Source organism: Candidatus Cardinium sp. cByotN1, from assembly GCF_022810525.1.
Classification (GTDB): Bacteria; Bacteroidota; Bacteroidia; order Cytophagales; family Amoebophilaceae; genus Cardinium.
On record NZ_JAACGG010000024.1, the window covers coordinates 1 to 18147 of the forward strand.

An 18147-nucleotide genomic window follows, 5' to 3' on the forward strand; every position below is an offset into this window, starting at 1 on the left:
CGGGATGGATTGCAGGTAGGTTCCTGTTTTTCCAGCTGTAAACGAAGCTTTCAGCCACTTTTTTCATCAGCGCTTGATTTTTTGGTTACTTTTTTATCAAGAAAAAAGTAACAACAAAAATTCATTATACATGTGCATTCTCCTACCTCCTAGAAATCCTAACCCTTGCAGCAGCATATGTAAATTGCTGTGGTATTGTTTTTCCTGTTTGGTATCGATATAATAAGGAAGCGTGGCAAAAGCGGTATTGATACTATCTATAAATGAGCTGATTTTTTTATTTGAGAGTGCCTTTCTAATTTTATCTCGTTCTTGTATAAAGTAATCTTTTACGCTTTTTTCTAAACTGGATTGTATACTTTTCTGAAAAGATTCTTCTATTTCTTTATTAGGAAATTTTAAAGTATATAGACTGCTAGCGTCATCATAACTGTCAATGGTTAGATATCCGGTTTGAAACATCAGCGACTTTAAACTAATCTCATTTCTACTTTCTGTATACATTAAGTCTTCTCTGGTAGCTTCTATTTGGAGATTATTCATGTTAAGGTCAAACCGATCAGAATCTGCTAACATCTGCTTAATGAGTAAGCTTGGACTACCTGACTCGTACCAGTAGTTTTCTAGTTCACTACTCTTGAAAAATTTTAATGTAGGCCAGGGATTATAGACACTTACCCCATCTTTATGGAATTTATAACCATTGTAATAAATTGCCATATGCTCCATTACTACTTCTTTAGTTATTTTTTTATCATTAGATTCACTCCATTTTAAAGCAATACTTTCTAAATAGACTGAAAAAGTAGATAATATTTCCTCTTGGGTATAACCAAACATGGCATCAGCATCTTTGGAAATGGTAATATCGTCTAAATGATTGGCCCCTGAGAATACATCAGATAAACTAAATTTGCTTACGCCAGTGATAAAGGTGAGTTGAAAGTGGTCATTTAGTGACTTCAAAGTCATAAAGAAATCTTTCATGACTTTGATATTAGCTTGCTCTAGGTCTGAGCCTTTAGTTAGATGAACAATAGGTGCATCGTATTCATCTATTAATACTACTATTTTGGATTCATAACCATTGCCTAATTTAGTCATATCTTCCACTAAGTTAGAGAACTTTGTTTGAAGAACCTGTCCAGTAAGCCTCAACTGGTATATTGAAGCAGTCTGTATAAGTAAGTCTTCTAAAGATAATTGTAATAATTCTGCTGATTTATTGGTTAATCTAGAGTTGTCTAGCTTAATAACGGGATATTTCTTCCATGTATACCCATTTTCTGGTTTACCTATATAGCAATCTTTAAAAATTTCTTTCTCTCCGCTACATATAGTCGCTAGTGTATTAATAAATAGCGATTTGCCAAATCTCCTAGGGCGGGCTATAAAAATAGGATTTCTCTTTTCTATTAACTCTTGTGCATATCGCGTTTTATCTACGTAGTAGCCTGTTTCAATGACCGATGTAACGTCTGAATAACCAATAGGTAGTGCATTTATCTTACGCATAAGTTTATCTTATTGAATTTCTTTTTTCCTTTTTTACAAGGCATCTAGAGGAATGGTCTACCCAAAATAGGCTAAAATGACCCTAAATAACAATAAAACCATAACAAAAATTTATACTATGGATCTATTACAAGAAACTTAATAATCGATTTTAAGAATAAAACAGGCTTATCTAGTAGAAGATGTTTGGGCTATCGCTTAAAAACCATCCCCCTGCCATGCGCTAGGTGCAATCACTGCAGTCATTCAGTAGACTGGAAAGTGGCTTGTAAGTTTGTTAGATGAAATTTTAACTATTACACGTTAGTACTCATGGATTGAATCTAGTTGATCCTCATTCCTTATAAGAAATCAATCGAAATCTTTATCCGACAGTACCATATCGCCATCTCCTTTTTCTTTTTCCTTTTCCAAAAGACGCACACATTCTTTCGCAATAGGTATCATGGTATCCCATTCTGGACGACGAATAACTTCAAAATCAGATAGGTCAAAACATTTCTCGTAAAAGGGGTCTAATACAACGTTTAACTCTCTTAGTTTTTCTATGGATACTTCGTAGAAGTTAAGCTTACGAGCGTAATGATCTAAAAAATTTATCCAATCAACTTTATCATACAATGATGTACCTATATAATCTAAAAAATTAGTATAGTATTGATATAAATTATTCCATTGATATTTAGAAAATTCATGTATTGGGTCACTTAAGGGTTCGACTCCCACAAGAATATTACTAATCCAAAGATATTTAGAAGTCATTTTTTAATCCAATTCTAATGATAGTTTCAATTCTTCAAACATATCTTGCGGTATATGAAAATCTTGCTTATTTGGATGTGTTGCGGGATTAACCCATTGACCATCCTTGGTTAACACTTTTCCATTTTTATAACGTTCAAAGTAATTGTATTGTTGCCCTGCTGGTGCTCTAGCATCCGGATTTTTGGGACTAAATCTAATATAATCACTTCCGTTCTTAACGTTCGGATTTAGAATTTTAGTTCCCTTATTTTTTTTCGAAACTTTCGTAATCCAACCTTCTGGTTTATATAAAATGGACCTACCCGTTGAATCTCCGATTGGACCAAGTTGTTTAGGATTCCCCTGTTTGGTTAGACTCTTTCTTTTAGAACAGTTTCTCCTTTATATAATTGATAACCAAATATATTTTACTCTTCTAAGTGTTCTTCATGTACTTCGTACTCCCAATTATCTATCATTCTGGTTTCTTCATTGAAGTTAATGCCTAATAGTATAATGGCTTTTTGTCTGAGTAAGTAAGGCTTATAATACCCGTTTGCTTTAATTTGTTCTAAGGCTGCTTTTCCGCTGGATTTATACTTGATTTCTATAATGTAGATGGCTGATTCTAATTCTAAAACGATATCTGATCTGCCTTTACTGGAGGGTGATTCGCTATACATTTGCATTCTCCTACCGCCTAGAAATCCTAACCCTTGCAGCAGCATATGTAAATTGCTGTGGTATTGTTTTTCTTGCTTGGTATCGATATAGTAAGGAAGCGTGGCAAAAGCGGTATTGATACTATCTATAAATGAGCTGATTTTTTTATTGGACAGTGCTTTTCTAATTTTATCTCGTTCTTGTATAAAGTAATCTTTTACACTTTTTTCTAAACTAGATTGTATACTTTTTTGAAAAGATTCTTCTATTTCTTTATTAGGAAATTTTAAAGTGTATAGATTGGTAGCGTCATCATAACTGTCAATGGTTAGATATCCGGTTTGAAACATCAGCGACTTTAAACTAATCTCATTTCTACTTTCTGTATACATGAGGTCCTCTCTGGTAGCTTCTATTTGGAGATTATCCATGTTAAGGTCAAACCGATCAGGATCTGACAACATCTGATTAATCAGTAAGCTTGGACTACCTGATTCGTACCAGTAGTTGGCTAGTTTGCCAGAGTCTAGAAATCTTAGCGTAGACCAGGGGTTGTATACACTTGCTCCATCTTCATAAAACTTATATCCATTATAATAAGTTGTAATCTCGCCTATTACTTCTGATTCAGTTATCTTTTTATTTTCTTTTATACTCCATTTGTTAACAATATCTTCTAAGTTTTTTGAGAATATGGTTATAATTTCTTGCTCGGTATAGCCAAACATGGCATCAGCAGATGCATCAATGGTAATATCTTTTAAATGATTGGCCCTTGAAAAAACATCCGATAAACTAAATTTGCTTACGCCAGTGATAAAAGTGAGTTGAAAGTGTTCATTTAGTGACTTCAAAGTCATAAAAAAATCTTTCATGACTTTGATATTGGCTTTTTCTAGGTCAGAATCTTTGGTTAGATTAACAATAGGTGCATCGTATTCATCTATAAGTACTACTATTTTAGATTCATAATCATATGATATGATTTTACTACTTGAACTGGTACGTTTCACATTCATTAATTTCATGATTAAATCCTGCAAAGTATCCTTAACTGTATAGTCCTCTATTTCTAATTCATATAGCAATGCTATTTTTTTTAAAGCTCTCTTGATGGCTTCTTTTAGTTCTTCAGGTGTGTCATTCGTTAACTGTGAAAGGTCTAATTTAATCACCGGATATTTCTTCCACTGATATCCGTTTTCCGGTCTACCTATGTAATAGTTTTGAAAGACTTCCCTTTCTCCGTTACATATGTTAGCCAGTGTATTAATAAAGAGAGACTTCCCAAATCTACGAGGTCTGGCTATGAAGATAGGATTTCTTTTTTCAATTAGTTCTTGTGCATATCGTGTTTTATCTACGTAATAACCTGTTTCAATCACTGATTTAACATCTGAGTAGCCAATAGGTAGTGCATTTATCTTACGCATCATTTTATCTTATTGAAATTTTGTTTCTTTCCTTTTCGTTGATTGCATATTCCATGATAGTTTTCCAAACGAGCCAATCTTGCTAAGCTGCTATAAGTTTGCTTGTCAACTTTGGTTGCTGATAGCTATTTATTGACTTTAAGTGTAGTAGTTGAGATAGAGAGGGATTCTTGACACAGTTTATTGAACATTTCCCTTAACAACATATATGATCAAACAGTTTACAAAATGTTTGTAAAATCTTTTACAAAGACCCCATAGTGGATTTTATTCTTTTATATAAATGCTCTTTGACATCAGAATCATCTATTCTATCGAAATCGCTAACAAAATCTGTTAAGAATGGTGTAGCTATAATTTCATCACTAAAAATTGCTTTTGCTAAAACAAATTAAATATCTTCTAAGTTTGAAAATAACAATTTTGCATCTTCCATACATTTAGTCTTTTCGATCAAATTAAACAGTAATTTTATTTCTTGCTCAATGAAAATAATTCCTTCTCTGCTCATTAAGCTATGCTTAATTAAAGTAATGAAATTGTTCATAATAATTATTTATTAGGCTTTATAGGCTTAAGATGCTAAACTTCTTTAGTGATTGGATTATAAACCATTTCCCAACCCCCATAAACATATTTACTAAAGCTCTTTTTCACAAGGTCTGGTACAGCAGTTTTTGATCTTACTTTTAAAACTTCTTTGGCCATTAACGATAGGGCACCTTTTCCTGTACTCCACAGTTTATTGTAATAGTATTCACTAAACTTTAGTCCATTGATTTCATAATAGCCATTTTTGAGAACGCCTCCTGGTTTAAATAGATTCCTTACCCCCAGTTTAGTTAGGCTCTTTCTAACTTTACCTATGGCATTTTTAAAGATCCATTTACCATCCTTTACCTATTACCTTTTCTCCATAAATTGTACAGAGCGCGTTTGCTGGCCATAGCCATACCCCTTTGGAATCATTAAGTGGAATGCACGACCGCTACGTATGACATCCCCCCAAAAAGGAATATGCGGTACAGTGTGCCTCAAGATGTCTATATAGTTACGCTCTTCCCAACTTCTCTGAACCTTTTGATCATTAACTATATCCCTTCGAATTGCATAGACCTGATCAGCCGTCCAAGCTGCTGCACCAGCTTTAAAAACAGGGATAATAGGCAAAAATCCCATTCTAGGCACTTGAAGAGGTGCTTGTTTTATGATGGGCACTTTCTGCCATTTTTTACCGAGGGTTTGGTTTTTTGCACACTTTTTTATCAAGCAAAAAATGGGATAGCAATGCGTTATTTACCGCTGTTGTGAACAGATCCCATTATTTACCAGTGTCGTGAACAGATATTTAATGTTTAGCAGCAGTTTTTGGATAAAATGTGCATGAAACAATGATTAATCCTACAGATACAGCCACATCAGCTATGTTAAAGATAGGAAGGCAATATATATAGTAATTTCCCCAAATAGGTAACCAACTAGGCAGCACCCCAGACCAAAGATCAATATGCAACATATCAATTACCTGGCCATAGAACCACTTCATAGGGGCATCAGCAGGGGCATTATTCAAATAAACACCATAAAAAATGCTATCAATACTATTGCCAATAGCACCGCCCAGAACCAAGGCCCACCCCCAGATCCAAGCAGCAGGGGCACTTTTTCTGACACATTGAATAATATACCAACAGATATATAAAGAAGCGGAAAAGCGAAACATAGTAATCAATAACTTGCCATACTTAAAACCCAAATGGATACTAAAAGCCATGCCAGGATTTAATGTATAAGTAAGCTTAAAAATATTTCCCAGAAGTTTCATTTGCTCATCTATACCCATCTCCATATTGGCATAGACCCAAAGCTTGGAGGCTTGATCTGCAAGAATAATTAAAAATGTAATAGAAAAATATTTTAAAAATTGCTTCATATAGCCACTTTTATGCAATAAAGTCAGTTAGTTGGTCATTTGTTTTTAATGCAGCTGATGCGTTAAAAGAATAAAAAATAAAAGCTAATCCCAAAAAAATAGCTAAGTCTGCTATATTGAAAATAGGCAGCAAGCACATCTCTTGCCCTCCCCAAATGGGTACCCAACTAGGAATAAGACCAGACCAAAAATCAATATGAATGATATCAATTACCTGCCCATGGAACCACTTCATAGGGGCATCAGCAGGAGCATTGTTCAAATAAACACCATAAAAAATGCTATCAATACTATTGCCAATAGCACCACCTAAAAGAGTTATCCACCCCCAAGTCCAAAGAGGATGAGTTGGCTTAGTTAATGATTGCACAATATGAATGGCAACATAGAGTGAAGCAAAAAGACGAACAAGGGTGATCAGAAGCTTACCATATTTAAAGCCAAGCTGCAGTCCAAAAGCCATGCCATAGTTTAAAACATAAGTTAACTTAAATAGATTACCCAGAATTTTAATATGGTGATCTAGACCTAATTGCATGTGGCTATAAGCCCAAAGCTTGGATCCTTGATCTGCAAGGATGATGAGCAACAATCCTATAATGTATTTGGCATATCTTTTCATGATAGAATAGTGTGTAATATTTTTGTTTCCACTCACAACTTTAGTAAAAAAATTTTTGTGCTTGATCAAAAAGTGACCCAAAAATCAAGCGCTACCGCAGTGCTGAGTAGATACATAATGATTTTAGCATTAAAAAATTAAGTTGCACTTTTTCCCTTGGTATTTTCATAACCAGCGTTTTTGCTTTTCTGTAGTGGAATACGCAATGCAAGATATACACTATAGCCAAAAGCATGATCAAATTCTGCTAATCCAAACCCTGGAATATCAAATGGAGAAATATATAAATTATTTTTTATTTTTTTGTTAAACTTATAGCGAGCTGTACAGCCAATAGATAGTATGCTAATCAGAGCCACTTTACCCCCTGCTACAACTTCCCACCAATGGGCTATTGCCGCATCTTTTCTATTTTGGAAAATAATAGGTGCCTCTCTGCATTTTTTAGTTTTAGAACAATCTTCAGCTGAATCGTGATTGCATTGTAGTTTATTACTTTTTATCTGAAAATCAAAGAAACTTTTAGCATAACGGAATCCTATAAAAAATTGATTGTGTGCTGGAGTTGGTGTTAAAAAATTATACCCCAAACCTATTCTAAAATATTTACCATCAGCAGAAGCAAAAGAGCCTTTATGCTTCCTTCTGTCACGCTGGATTGTTGCTAATCCATAGTCCAGATCCAATAAAATACGACTAAAATCAATAGACCCATTTAGTTCATACGCAAGACCTGTTTTTTGGTACCAACCCACACAAGTTTTGGCTACATCTGCACCAACATAACCAGTAGTTGGCCAAATGGTATTTGGCAGTAATTGATTATTAGCTACTAAATAGTGAGGAATGGTAACCGAAAAAACTATGTAAAAAAAGGGCTTAGTAATATAACGTAACATGAGTTTTGGATTCTTTTGTATCTATTTGCAATGGCACGGCCGATTCGATGCTAAATCGTTTAAAAATAGGGTTACTATTAGGCATAGTATGCAATTGTATCTCCTTAATAAAGTATTGTATTTGCAGTCCACCAGCTTCAGGAGAAATCAAGGAGGCTTTGCGTTCATAGCGAATAGTCACTGTCTGATAATACATAGTCTTATCCTTAGTGCTCCTAGATGCTAGGTTAAAGCTGACGGTATCGGCATTTGGATTTAAAGGTATACTAACGCTATCATGGCTTATTTCAATGTCAACAAGTTGATTATTGTCTGATGCTGAAAACTTTAGGTCCTTTTCCTTAAACAATTTTTCAATTTTAAGACGCTGCAAGTTTCTGGGTAGTTCCGGATTAAATTCACTTTTTTCTACCTCAAATTTAATGTTTATCTGGGAGGCATATTTACTCTCCCAATTTTTAAAGTCTTTACACGATAACAAGCCTAAAAACAAGCCAATAAAAGCTTTTCGGAGATATTTGGCCAGGTAAGCAGCAACTGAAAGAGAAACAAGCATGTACGAAAAAAGTTATAATAAAGGAGCGTTTTTTTCTTTTTGTGTATAGCCTTAGCGCAGGACTGAATGGATCCATAAATTTACGTGTTAAAAATATAGCAAGCAAACAGTGCGTTTAGCAGAAAATACTATAGGTTTAATTCTTGTTTTAAACAATAACCTGTATGGCTCTCTGCTACCATAGCAATAGTTTCTGGCGTACCCTGCGCTACTATATGGCCTCCATCTCGCCCGCCATCGGGTCCAATATCAATGACATGGTCTGCTACTTTTATAATATCCATATTGTGTTCTATAATTAGCACGGTATTACCTTGCTCTACTAATTTTTTTAGAACGGACAATAAAGCTAGAATATCTTGAAAGTGCAAACCGGTACTCGGTTCATCTAGGATATATAGTGTATCTCCGGTACTTTTTTTGGCTAGTTCTGTCGCTAATTTGACCCTTTGTGCTTCTCCACCTGATAAAGTAGTAGCATGTTGCCCCAGGGTAATGTATCCTAGTCCGACTTGCTCTAAGGTCCGGAGTTTAACCAATATAGATGGATGACTTGCGAAAAAAGAAATCGCGTTGGATACCGTCATATCTAAGACATCGGCAATAGATTTACCTTTGTACTGCACCTCCAAGGTTTCCCGACTGTATCGTTTGCCCTTGCAACTATCACATTTTACATATACTTCTGGTAGAAAACCCATTTCTATACGCTGAATACCCGCTCCTTCACAAGTATTACATCGACCTTCTTTTAAATTAAAAGAGAATCTACTTGGCTTATAGCCTCTAATTTTAGCTTCTGGCAAAATCGCAAAAAAGTTACGTATATCAGTAAACATACCGGTATAGGTACTAGGGTTAGAACGGGGCGTTCTGCCTATAGGTGACTGACTAACTTCTATAACTTTATTAATGTGCGTTAAGCCAACCGCTTCTCCATAAGGTAATGGTGTAGCCTGACTGTTGTAGAGATGTTTTTTAAGAACAGGTAAGAGGGTTTTACGAATCAAAGAAGATTTGCCACTTCCTGAAACCCCTGTTACGCAAATCATTAAACCTAATGGAATCGTTAAAGTGATATTTTTTAAGTTATTTCCGCTACATCCGGTAATGGTTACAGTTTTGCCATTTCCTGCTTTGCGATTGGCTGAAAAAGCAAAATGCTTTTTTGAGGTTAAAAATTCAGCTGTGACGCTAGGTTGTGCTAAAAAATGGACTAAGGGGCCCGCCGCAACTACTTCCCCTCCATAAGCACCAGCTTGAGGCCCTATTTCAATCAAGTAGTCTGCTGCCAACATAATCTCCTTGTCATGCTCTACTACAAGTACCGTATTGCCTATATCTCTAAGTGCCTTTAAAGCGCTGATAAGGCGCCCATTGTCGCGTTGATGTAAGCCAATACTGGGTTCATCAAGAATATAGAGCACACCCAATAATTGGGTACCTATTTGTGTGGCCAATCTAATGCGTTGCGCTTCCCCCCCTGATAAGGTACTTAAGCTTCTATTAAGATGTACATAATGCAGGCCAACATCTATTAAAAATTGTAGTCGTTTTAAGATTTCTTTTATAATCTCATGTGCAATGATTTGCTGTTTTGCTGTCAAGAACGTAGGTAACTCAGCAAACCATTTTTTGAGGGCATCTAGGTCCATTGCAACCAAGTCAGTAATACTTTTGTCTTGAATTTTAAAAGACCTAGCTATTGGGTTTAGTCTAGTTCCTTGACAATCTGGGCATATAGCTGTGTAAGTAAACCCTTCTTCTGGACTACCATTCCGTGTAGCTGTTTCACGTTCTTGTTGTTTGATAAGCGCAGCAATAATGCCTTCAAAAGGTTCAACACAATCTGCAATAAGCACAGAGCGGTAGGGTGTAATATTACCAAACAATAACAAATTCAATACAGCTGGAGGCAATGTTTCAACCGGATCGGTAATTTGACATTGAAAAAACTTTAGTAGAGCCGCTATCTTTTTGAATAATAAAGATACTTTATAAGGCCCCAATGGTACAATCGCACCATTTTGAATACTGATGCTTTTATCTGGAATAAGCGTGTTGACATCTATCTGGGTAATTTCGCCCAAGCCATCGCAGCTAGCACATGCGCCGTACGGTGTATTAAAAGAAAAAAGGTTGGGTTCTGGTGCATCATAAGCTAGGCCGGTTTCTTCATCCATTAAATAGGTAGAAAAATAGTGATCTTTTTGCTCAGGATCTACTATTAATAATGTTCCCTTGCCATATTCTATAGCCAGTTGCAATCCATTTTTGATACGATCTAGCTCTTTTAGATCTATTAAGATATGATCTATAATCAAAGCAATATCATGTTTTTTATGGCGGGCCAGCTTTAGGCTATCTGTGAATTCAATAATGGCACCATCGACTCTAACTTTATTAAAACCTAACTTAATCAAACGTTTTAACAATGCTTGATGATGGCCTTTTCTGCCTCTAACAACAGGAGCCATTAGGGTAACTCTTTTTCTGGAGAAGGTGCGTAATAGATGAGCAAGGATTTGCTCTTCATCTTGGGTTACCATTTTGTTACCCGTAGTGTAGGCATAGGCGTCGGCTATTCGTGCAAAAAGCAAACGCATAAAGTCATAGATTTCTGTAGTAGTTCCAACCGTAGAGCGTGCATTTCGGTTGGTTGTTTTCTGTTCAATCGCAATAACCGGACTTAGCCCATTGATTTTATCTACTTCTGGTCTGGTTAAGCTGCCCAAAAAACCCCGCGCGTAGGCACTAAAACTTTCCCTGTATCGCCTTTGCCCCTCTGCATTTATGGTATCAAAGGCTAAAGAGGATTTGCCACTACCACTGACACCTGTAATAATTACCAGTTGATTACGTGGAAAAACAACATCAATATTTTTTAAATTGTGGGTCCTTGCCCCCAAAACTTCTACATAATCAAAACCATATAGATCTTGAAAAGCATGATTGGGCTGTTTGGTATCCATGTTGTCTGGCATATAGCTCAAGAAATTTAATCAAATGCAGCCTGGTTAGCATATGCTATAACACTAGTTACATACGAGAATAGATAGCTCTATTTGTATTCAGCTCCTATTTTAGGCATATATGTTATAAAATGCAAAAGATGACAGCCTATATTAGGCTGTTTGCGCTTAACTATTCCTAACTATCTACCAGCACAAGATGCTATCCTGTTACAGGATCAACGAAATCTTTTGCATGGATTAAGCAAGTTTTTCAAAAAAATAATATCATTGCTACTTATCGATCTTATAAGGATTATAAGAATCTGCCAATTCAGGTTTTGGCTTTCGTGGATAGGTAAAGCGTATTGCTGCCTGCTCGACTGCACTTCTCCTAAAAATGGCTCATTAATAAATAGGCTTTGTAAACAGGCTAATAACTGGTAGCCTTGTTTTGCTTGTTAGCTGTGTAGGGTGGTTACCGATCGGAATGCAGAAGAGGGTGTTGTTTCTTTTTTGCTAGCGTGCTACGATAGTATTACATAGAAAAATATTATTTAGCAGCTGATTAACAAATATTTATCAAGAGCTATTATGTAAGCAATAGCTCTTGATGTTCATATAGCAGGTCTAATATATTGAGGAAATTAGTGTGGCTACTGGTTGCTAAATAATATTTCTATTATTTCTTGCGTTCTTTACTACTATTCCACGCAATTCATCAGCATACTTTTTGTTTATTCTATTTTTATCCATAATAAATTTATTTTCTAGATGAGTAATATGGTCTAATATAGATTCCCATTGTTTTTCTCTTAAGCTATCTTTTACCAACTTTATGACCTTCTCGAACATTGTAATGTTAGCTTTATAGTTAAAGTGGCGCATAAGTCCTGATACTATGATGTGCATCCATACAGACTTCCCTTCTTTATCTTTTTTATCTTTCTCAAAAAGTTGCTTTACAGCTTCACCTTCGTCCACTGCTTTTATTCTTTGCCATATTGATTCAAATGCATTGAATAGAAGCAAACGAGCAGCTACCTGAAGACGTGTTTGACCATACTTATTTTTTTCTTTTAATCTTTCTAGAGGTGCTTTAGGGAGGAATGATATCAAATGTGTCTGATTATTTTCCATTGCGATATCTACTGGGTCTTGGCCTTTATTGTTTTTTATCCAAATTTTATCCTGAGGAAGCACTTCAGTTAATTTCTCTTGGATATCTGCTAGCTTATGCTTTGCTGCTGCAAGATGCAGAACTGTATTTCCATCTTTATTTTGTGCAGATAATAAATCTTGGTTTTTTTGCATTACTGCCTGTAATACCTCTTTTATTATATTCTTATTTTCTGTTTCAAGGGCATAATGTAGCGGTGTATTACCTGAACTTGGATGTACAGTATCAATCTTTATAGGCTTGATGGTCTTATCGCCTATATTGTATGCACAATTGAGAAAAACCTGGATTATTTCCGGACTTTTCCGTATTATGGCCTCCTCAAGAAGTGTTGTACCACGTATTGGGTCACGTGCATTTAGGAAACCTGGATTTGCATGCTTGAAGTCTGATTTCATATCTTTTATAAAGCGGTCCAATATAGCGATTATATGGTCAAGGTTTCCTGCTTTTACGCAAGCGAAGATTTGACTTCGACCTTTTTCATCTTCGTCTATACTAACATCTACTTTATTCTGTAAATCTCTGTCAAATATCTCTTTACTCATGTTCCTTGCTTTATGCCCGGCTGTTCCTCTACAACTGCGGGCCTGTAACACAACCAATAGAGACAAAATGATAATGCCTGTTGCAAACAAACTAGATGGCTTAGGATTGAGATTAAGTTTTTTCATAATATATTTTTTTCTAAATATTAATCTTGAGTAAGCTTATAAGTGTCTTTATCTTAAAAGCGCCCTTTTGACAAAATTAAGCAATTTGTGCTAAAAAAACTAAATTGCACCCATACTATCCTTGCTTTTTTAGGTAAGTTATAGTTGAAATTTTGGTTTTGGGTAGCTTGATCTCAGTGATAATGTTTATAATATATTTTTTCTATTTCTATGTCAAAATTAGTTGAGCCAACGCCATTAATGAGGCAATATTTTGCGATTAAAGCAAAATATCCTGAGGCATTGTTGCTATTTCGAGTAGGTGATTTTTATGAGACCTTTTTGGAAGATGCGGTTAAGGCCAGTAAGGTGCTAGATATTACCCTTACCAAACGAGCCAATGGATCGGCTACTAGTGTGGAGTTGGCTGGTTTTCCTCATCATGCTCTAGATCTTTATCTGCCTAAATTGGTAAAGGCGGGCTATCGGGTAGCGATTTGTGATCAGTTAGAAGATCCCAAACAAGCCAAGGGTATTGTACAAAGGGGGGTTACAGAATTGGTTACGCCTGGTCTGTCTTTTAGTGAAGCGGTTTTAGATACACGAGCCAATAATTACCTAGCCTCTATTTTTTTTGATAAAGCACTACTTGGCATGGCCTTTTTAGATCTTTCTACCGGCGAATTCTTTGTCACGCAAGGCAATGCCGATTACCTGCAAAAGGTAATGCATCATTTGGCACCATCGGAAATTGTTTTTAATAAAAAACAGGAAGCTTTATGGAATGATTTTGGGCAAAGTAATAGGCATACTTATGCAATGGAAGATTGGGTTTTTCAGTTTGACTATGCCTATGGTTTGTTGAATAGCCATTTTGGTACCCATTCGCTAAAAGGGTTTGGGGTATCAGATTACCCTGCAGGTATTGTAGCAGCTGGGGTTATTTTGCATTATTTATCAGAAACAGAACATAAAAAAATCACACATATTCGTTCGATAGTCCGACTAGAGGAACAGCAGTATGTTTGGCTGGATCCATTTACCGTTAAAGCCTTAGAATTAATGGCGCCGCAGCAGGTGGACGGAACGGCACTTATTGACATACTAGATAGAACGGTTACCCCAATGGGCGGACGCTTGCTTAAAAAATGGCTATTGTTTCCACTTAAAGAAGTAGTACGCATTCAAAAACGGCTAGATATTGTGGCCTATCTCGTAGAAGATCCTGGTTTGGCAGCTTTATTGGTCAGTCATTTGAAACAGATAGGTGATCTAGAGCGGCTTATAGCTAAGGTAGCGGTAGGCAGGGTGAATCCACGGGAGATGATGGCGCTAAAAAGAGCATTGGAGCAGGTAGCACCTATACAAGCCGCCTTGCAGGCTACTGGCTTCTCTTTATTGCAAAACTTTAGAGAACAGCTTCATCACTGTGATGGTTTGGTAGCAAGTATTCAACATACCCTTCAGGAAGATCCTCCTATGCTGACCCATCAAGGGGGTATCATTCAGCCTCATGTCAATGATCGGTTGGATGCTTTAAATAAAATTATCTACGATGGTAAAAATTATTTGGTTGAATTGCAACAAAAGGAGAGCAAGCGTACCAACATCCCTTCTTTAAAAGTTGCTTACAATCGCGTATTTGGTTACTACCTAGAAGTACCGAATGCCCATAAAAATAAAGTGCCTGCAGATTGGATGCGCAAACAAACCTTAGCTGGTGCAGAACGCTATATCACAGAAGACTTAAAACAGTATGAAGAGGAGATGTTACATGCAGGTGAAGAAGCACAGCTGCTAGAGCAACAAATTTATCAAGCATTAGTAACAGAAGCAATAAGCTATATTTCTCCTATTCAGGAAAATGCAAAACATATTGCCCAATTGGATGTTTATCTTTCTTTTGCCAAACAGGCCACTGAGTACCAGTATACCAAGCCTATAATAGATGATGGCAAGCTACTGAATCTTAAAGGTAACCGACATCCTGTTATTGAGCAGCGTTTGCCTGTAGACAAAGCCTACACCCCTAATGATATTTATTTAGACCCATCTTCACAACAAATCATAGTGATTACGGGGCCTAATATGGCTGGCAAATCAGCCTTGTTGCGGCAGGTTGCCCTAACCGTATTAATGGCACAAATGGGTTCTTTTGTACCAGCCACTTCGGCACAAATTGGTGTGGTAGATAAAATATTTACAAGAGTAGGTGCATCTGATAACTTGGCCCAAGGGGAATCTACGTTTATGATGGAGATGACTGAAACAGCCAGTATTATGCATAATCTTAGTGATCGTAGCCTGGTATTGATGGATGAGATAGGACGTGGTACCAGTACCTATGACGGAATTTCTATTGCCTGGGCATTGGTAGAATACTTGCATAACCATTTACGCTATAGGGCTAAAACACTTTTTGCTACCCACTACCACGAGCTGAATGAATTGGCCAAAGAACTCCCTAGGGTTAAAAATTTTAATGTAGCGGTTCAGGAAATAGATCAAAAGATTCTATTTCTACATAAACTAGTTCCGGGAGGTAGTGAGCATAGCTTTGGTATTCATGTAGCCCGAATGGCCGGTATGCCGGCTATGATTTTAGCAAGAGCTAGCGCCATATTGGCTCATTTATCGCAAGTAGGTGGCAAAGTAGGTAAGGTCGATGAAAAGATTGAAACCCTGCCTAAGGAGCAATATCAGCTGAAACTTTTTGAGCCAAATGAGCCAAACAAAGGTTTAAGTGACCTTAAAGCTTTTTTAGAGGCTATTGATATTGATAGACTCTGGCCGGTAGAAGCCTTATTAAAATTAAATGAAATCAAAAATATGGTTACAAACTTTAATAAATAGTCACAAAAACAGATAACTATTTTGAAAAAAAAGAATCTTTAACTAAATTTGGTCTAGTGTAGACCCTATAGGCGAGAATAGCTCAGTTGGTAGAGCACGACCTTGCCAAGGTCGGGGTCGCGGGTTCGAGTCCCGTTTCTCGCTCGTTTTAAAGTAATGTATATTACACTTTAGTTTATTGCCTTATTGCAAAAAGGCATCCATTTAGTACCCTAGTAGGGCTACAAGCCATCTGTTCAACACTGTGGTAGGGCTATACGCAAAAAACCCCCTTGTAAAATAGTTCCGATGGGCAATTACTAGCTTATGGCTAAAAAAACAGTTTGTTTGAAGCCCGCCAAGCGGCCTAGTTCTGTTTTTTCAGTTATAAACGGGTGATTTTAGGAGCTTTTTACTTAGGGCTCTACTTTTTTATCAAGAAAAAAGTAGCATTAAAAATTCATTTTTTACCAAGCCAGGATGGTGGAATTGGTATACACGCAAGACTTAAAATCTTGTGGCCTTAGGCCATGCGGGTTCGATCCCCGCTCCTGGTACAAACTTAATATTTTTCAGGTTGTCTTGATGGATGTTTATCCTACTTCCTTTTTAGATATTGTGGCATGTATAGGTTCATTTACAGCCGTTATCTCTATTCTTCCGCAGATTATACAGTCATATAGAACAAAATCTGTTAATGACGTCTCCATGTTGATGCTTTTGAATCTAACGGTTGCTTCAGTTAGTTGGACCATCTATGGGGCAATGACTGCTGATAGGCCATTGTTGTTGACTAACTCGTTGCTTACGCTTGGTTCTTTGATTATGGTAGTGCTCAAGCGAAAATACCAGTCAGATAAGCCTTTATAAAGCCTATCTGTTGATGAAAAGTGAATTTTTGCTTGGTAAAAAAATAGATAAAAAATCAACCCCTCAGTAAAAACTGGCTGAAATTAACCTCTTACAGTTGGAAAAACAGCATGCTCCCGCTCAGCGGGTTCAAACAACCTGTTTTTCTAATCATCGGCGCTAATACGTGATGGCTCATCGCAACTATTTTACAAGGGGCGTTTTTTCTTTTTGTACGTAGCCCTGCCAGAGTGGTCAATGGATAGTCAGATTTTGCATCGGAAAATTGGGTCTACTAGTTGCGCACTTGGTGTTTTACTTTGGATTCAGGAAGTAGCTTTAAAAGTCTTTTGCAGCGAATTGTCTATCAATCTATTAAATCTATTAAATTATGCAGCACAATAGTCTTATATATCATTTTTTTATTGATCCACTTGCACATGGTATGGCCTGTATGATCGTGGCTTACCTGGTTACACCTGCTCAATTTGTAAAAGTAGTCTATCAAGAAACAGGCGAATCCTATACTTCCATTGTTAAAAGATGTATACGTACTAGAAATTTTAAGTTATTTTTTTCCGGTGCCCATATTTATGCACTCCGACAGGTTATAGCTGCCTTGGCATTTGGTGTTTCACAATGGCTGTTTCTCTGTTCTACTGGCTATTATACGATCAACAATTTTACTTTATTGGTCATATGGGAGTGTTTCTTGGCTGGCATGGTAGAAACCATTGTAACAGTGTACAGCGAAGCAAAAGAAATTGCCGCTAATAAAGGGACCTTAATGAAGCGAAAAGAAAAGGTTATGGATATCTTTACCCCTGTTCTTTTAAGAAATATAGTAAGTGCTTCGGCCTGTATATTGGCCTATGAATTTACAAAAGATATCAATGGGGTTTGGATTAATATGTTGGTTAGTACGCTATTGGGTATAGTGGTATCTGCCTTAACCATGCCATTTGATCTGATCGCTACACAAAATTGTGGATCTGAGGTGCCTATGACTTGGATAGGGCGTTTAAAACACAATATGGCTGAAGAGAAGCAGTTTTTTACGATTTTTAATGGGTTAACCATGCGGATTTTGCAAATTGTTCCTTATTCTGTTGCACATAGTCTGGTGATGGTTTTATTGGGGAATGGGTAAGGTGTTACATTTACTTTTTACTTGATCAAAGCATTTGTTCATGACACTTGTAAAAAATGTATTTTTTAATGCTACTTTTTGCTTGATCAAAAAGTAGCCAAAAAAACAAGTGCTGATGAAAAAAAAGGCGCGATTTTTCCTAGCATAAGCCATTGGATGAGCGGAAA

At 36.5% G+C, this 18147-nt stretch carries 13 protein-coding genes and 2 tRNA genes; 5 read left to right on the plus strand and 10 right to left on the minus strand.

The genetic code is table 11. From position 1 onward, the window contains the following. Positions 1 to 96: 96 nt before the first annotated feature. From MUW73_RS00830 to MUW73_RS00875, 10 genes are all read right to left on the minus strand, one after another. Complete coding sequence (locus tag MUW73_RS00830; protein ID WP_243575156.1) at positions 97 to 1515, minus strand: AAA family ATPase; 1419 nt, start codon at positions 1513 to 1515, stop codon at positions 97 to 99. A gap of 351 nt (positions 1516 to 1866) precedes the next feature. Beyond that, a complete protein-coding gene (locus tag MUW73_RS00835) occupies positions 1867 to 2241 on the minus strand; it encodes a hypothetical protein (RefSeq protein ID WP_243018176.1) in 375 nt (124 codons plus the stop codon). 446 nt (positions 2242 to 2687) lie between these two features. Continuing rightward, positions 2688 to 4358: an AAA family ATPase gene (locus MUW73_RS00840; protein WP_243575157.1), complete on the minus strand. Its 1671-nt coding sequence runs from the start codon at positions 4356 to 4358 to the stop codon at positions 2688 to 2690. 900 nt (positions 4359 to 5258) lie between these two features. After that, positions 5259 to 5573 (minus strand): hypothetical protein, encoded by a 315-nt coding sequence (locus MUW73_RS00845; protein WP_243575158.1) that lies wholly within the window; start codon positions 5571 to 5573, stop codon positions 5259 to 5261. A 130-nt stretch (positions 5574 to 5703) separates the two neighbouring features. Then, positions 5704 to 6288, minus strand: coding sequence for a lipoprotein signal peptidase (locus MUW73_RS00850; protein WP_243018179.1), 585 nt, complete (start codon positions 6286 to 6288; stop codon positions 5704 to 5706). Positions 6289 to 6298: 10 nt separating this feature from the next. Continuing rightward, positions 6299 to 6946, minus strand: coding sequence for a signal peptidase II (locus MUW73_RS00855; protein ID WP_243018180.1), 648 nt, complete (start codon positions 6944 to 6946; stop codon positions 6299 to 6301). 101 nt (positions 6947 to 7047) lie between these two features. Beyond that, positions 7048 to 7809, minus strand: coding sequence for a DUF6048 family protein (locus MUW73_RS00860; RefSeq protein ID WP_243018181.1), 762 nt, complete (start codon positions 7807 to 7809; stop codon positions 7048 to 7050). Continuing rightward, entirely contained in the window at positions 7790 to 8365 is a 576-nt protein-coding gene (locus MUW73_RS00865) for a DUF6452 family protein (protein ID WP_243018182.1), read from the minus strand. The genes MUW73_RS00860 and MUW73_RS00865 overlap by 20 nt, the downstream gene beginning before the upstream one ends. A gap of 128 nt (positions 8366 to 8493) precedes the next feature. Further along, on the minus strand, positions 8494 to 11337 hold the full coding sequence (gene uvrA, locus MUW73_RS00870; RefSeq protein ID WP_243018183.1) for an excinuclease ABC subunit UvrA: 2844 nt from the start codon (positions 11335 to 11337) through the stop codon (positions 8494 to 8496). A gap of 645 nt (positions 11338 to 11982) precedes the next feature. Continuing rightward, positions 11983 to 13170 (minus strand): ankyrin repeat domain-containing protein, encoded by a 1188-nt coding sequence (locus tag MUW73_RS00875; RefSeq protein ID WP_243575159.1) that lies wholly within the window; start codon positions 13168 to 13170, stop codon positions 11983 to 11985. A 210-nt stretch (positions 13171 to 13380) separates the two neighbouring features. Here MUW73_RS00875 and mutS point away from each other — a divergent pair, with 210 nt between their 5' ends. The 5 genes from mutS to MUW73_RS00900 all read left to right on the plus strand — a co-directional run bounded on the left by mutS (position 13381) and on the right by MUW73_RS00900 (position 17980). After that, positions 13381 to 16002, plus strand: a complete 2622-nt coding sequence (gene mutS / locus MUW73_RS00880) for a DNA mismatch repair protein MutS (protein ID WP_243018185.1) — start codon at positions 13381 to 13383, stop codon at positions 16000 to 16002. A gap of 71 nt (positions 16003 to 16073) precedes the next feature. Further along, positions 16074 to 16146, plus strand: a tRNA-Gly gene (locus MUW73_RS00885). 309 nt (positions 16147 to 16455) lie between these two features. Next, positions 16456 to 16538, plus strand: a tRNA-Leu gene (locus MUW73_RS00890). Between the two features lie 28 nt (positions 16539 to 16566). Next, on the plus strand, positions 16567 to 16851 hold the full coding sequence (locus MUW73_RS00895; RefSeq protein WP_243018186.1) for a SemiSWEET family sugar transporter: 285 nt from the start codon (positions 16567 to 16569) through the stop codon (positions 16849 to 16851). Positions 16852 to 17221: 370 nt separating this feature from the next. Beyond that, complete coding sequence (locus MUW73_RS00900; RefSeq protein ID WP_243018187.1) at positions 17222 to 17980, plus strand: hypothetical protein; 759 nt, start codon at positions 17222 to 17224, stop codon at positions 17978 to 17980. Positions 17981 to 18147: the final 167 nt, after the last annotated feature.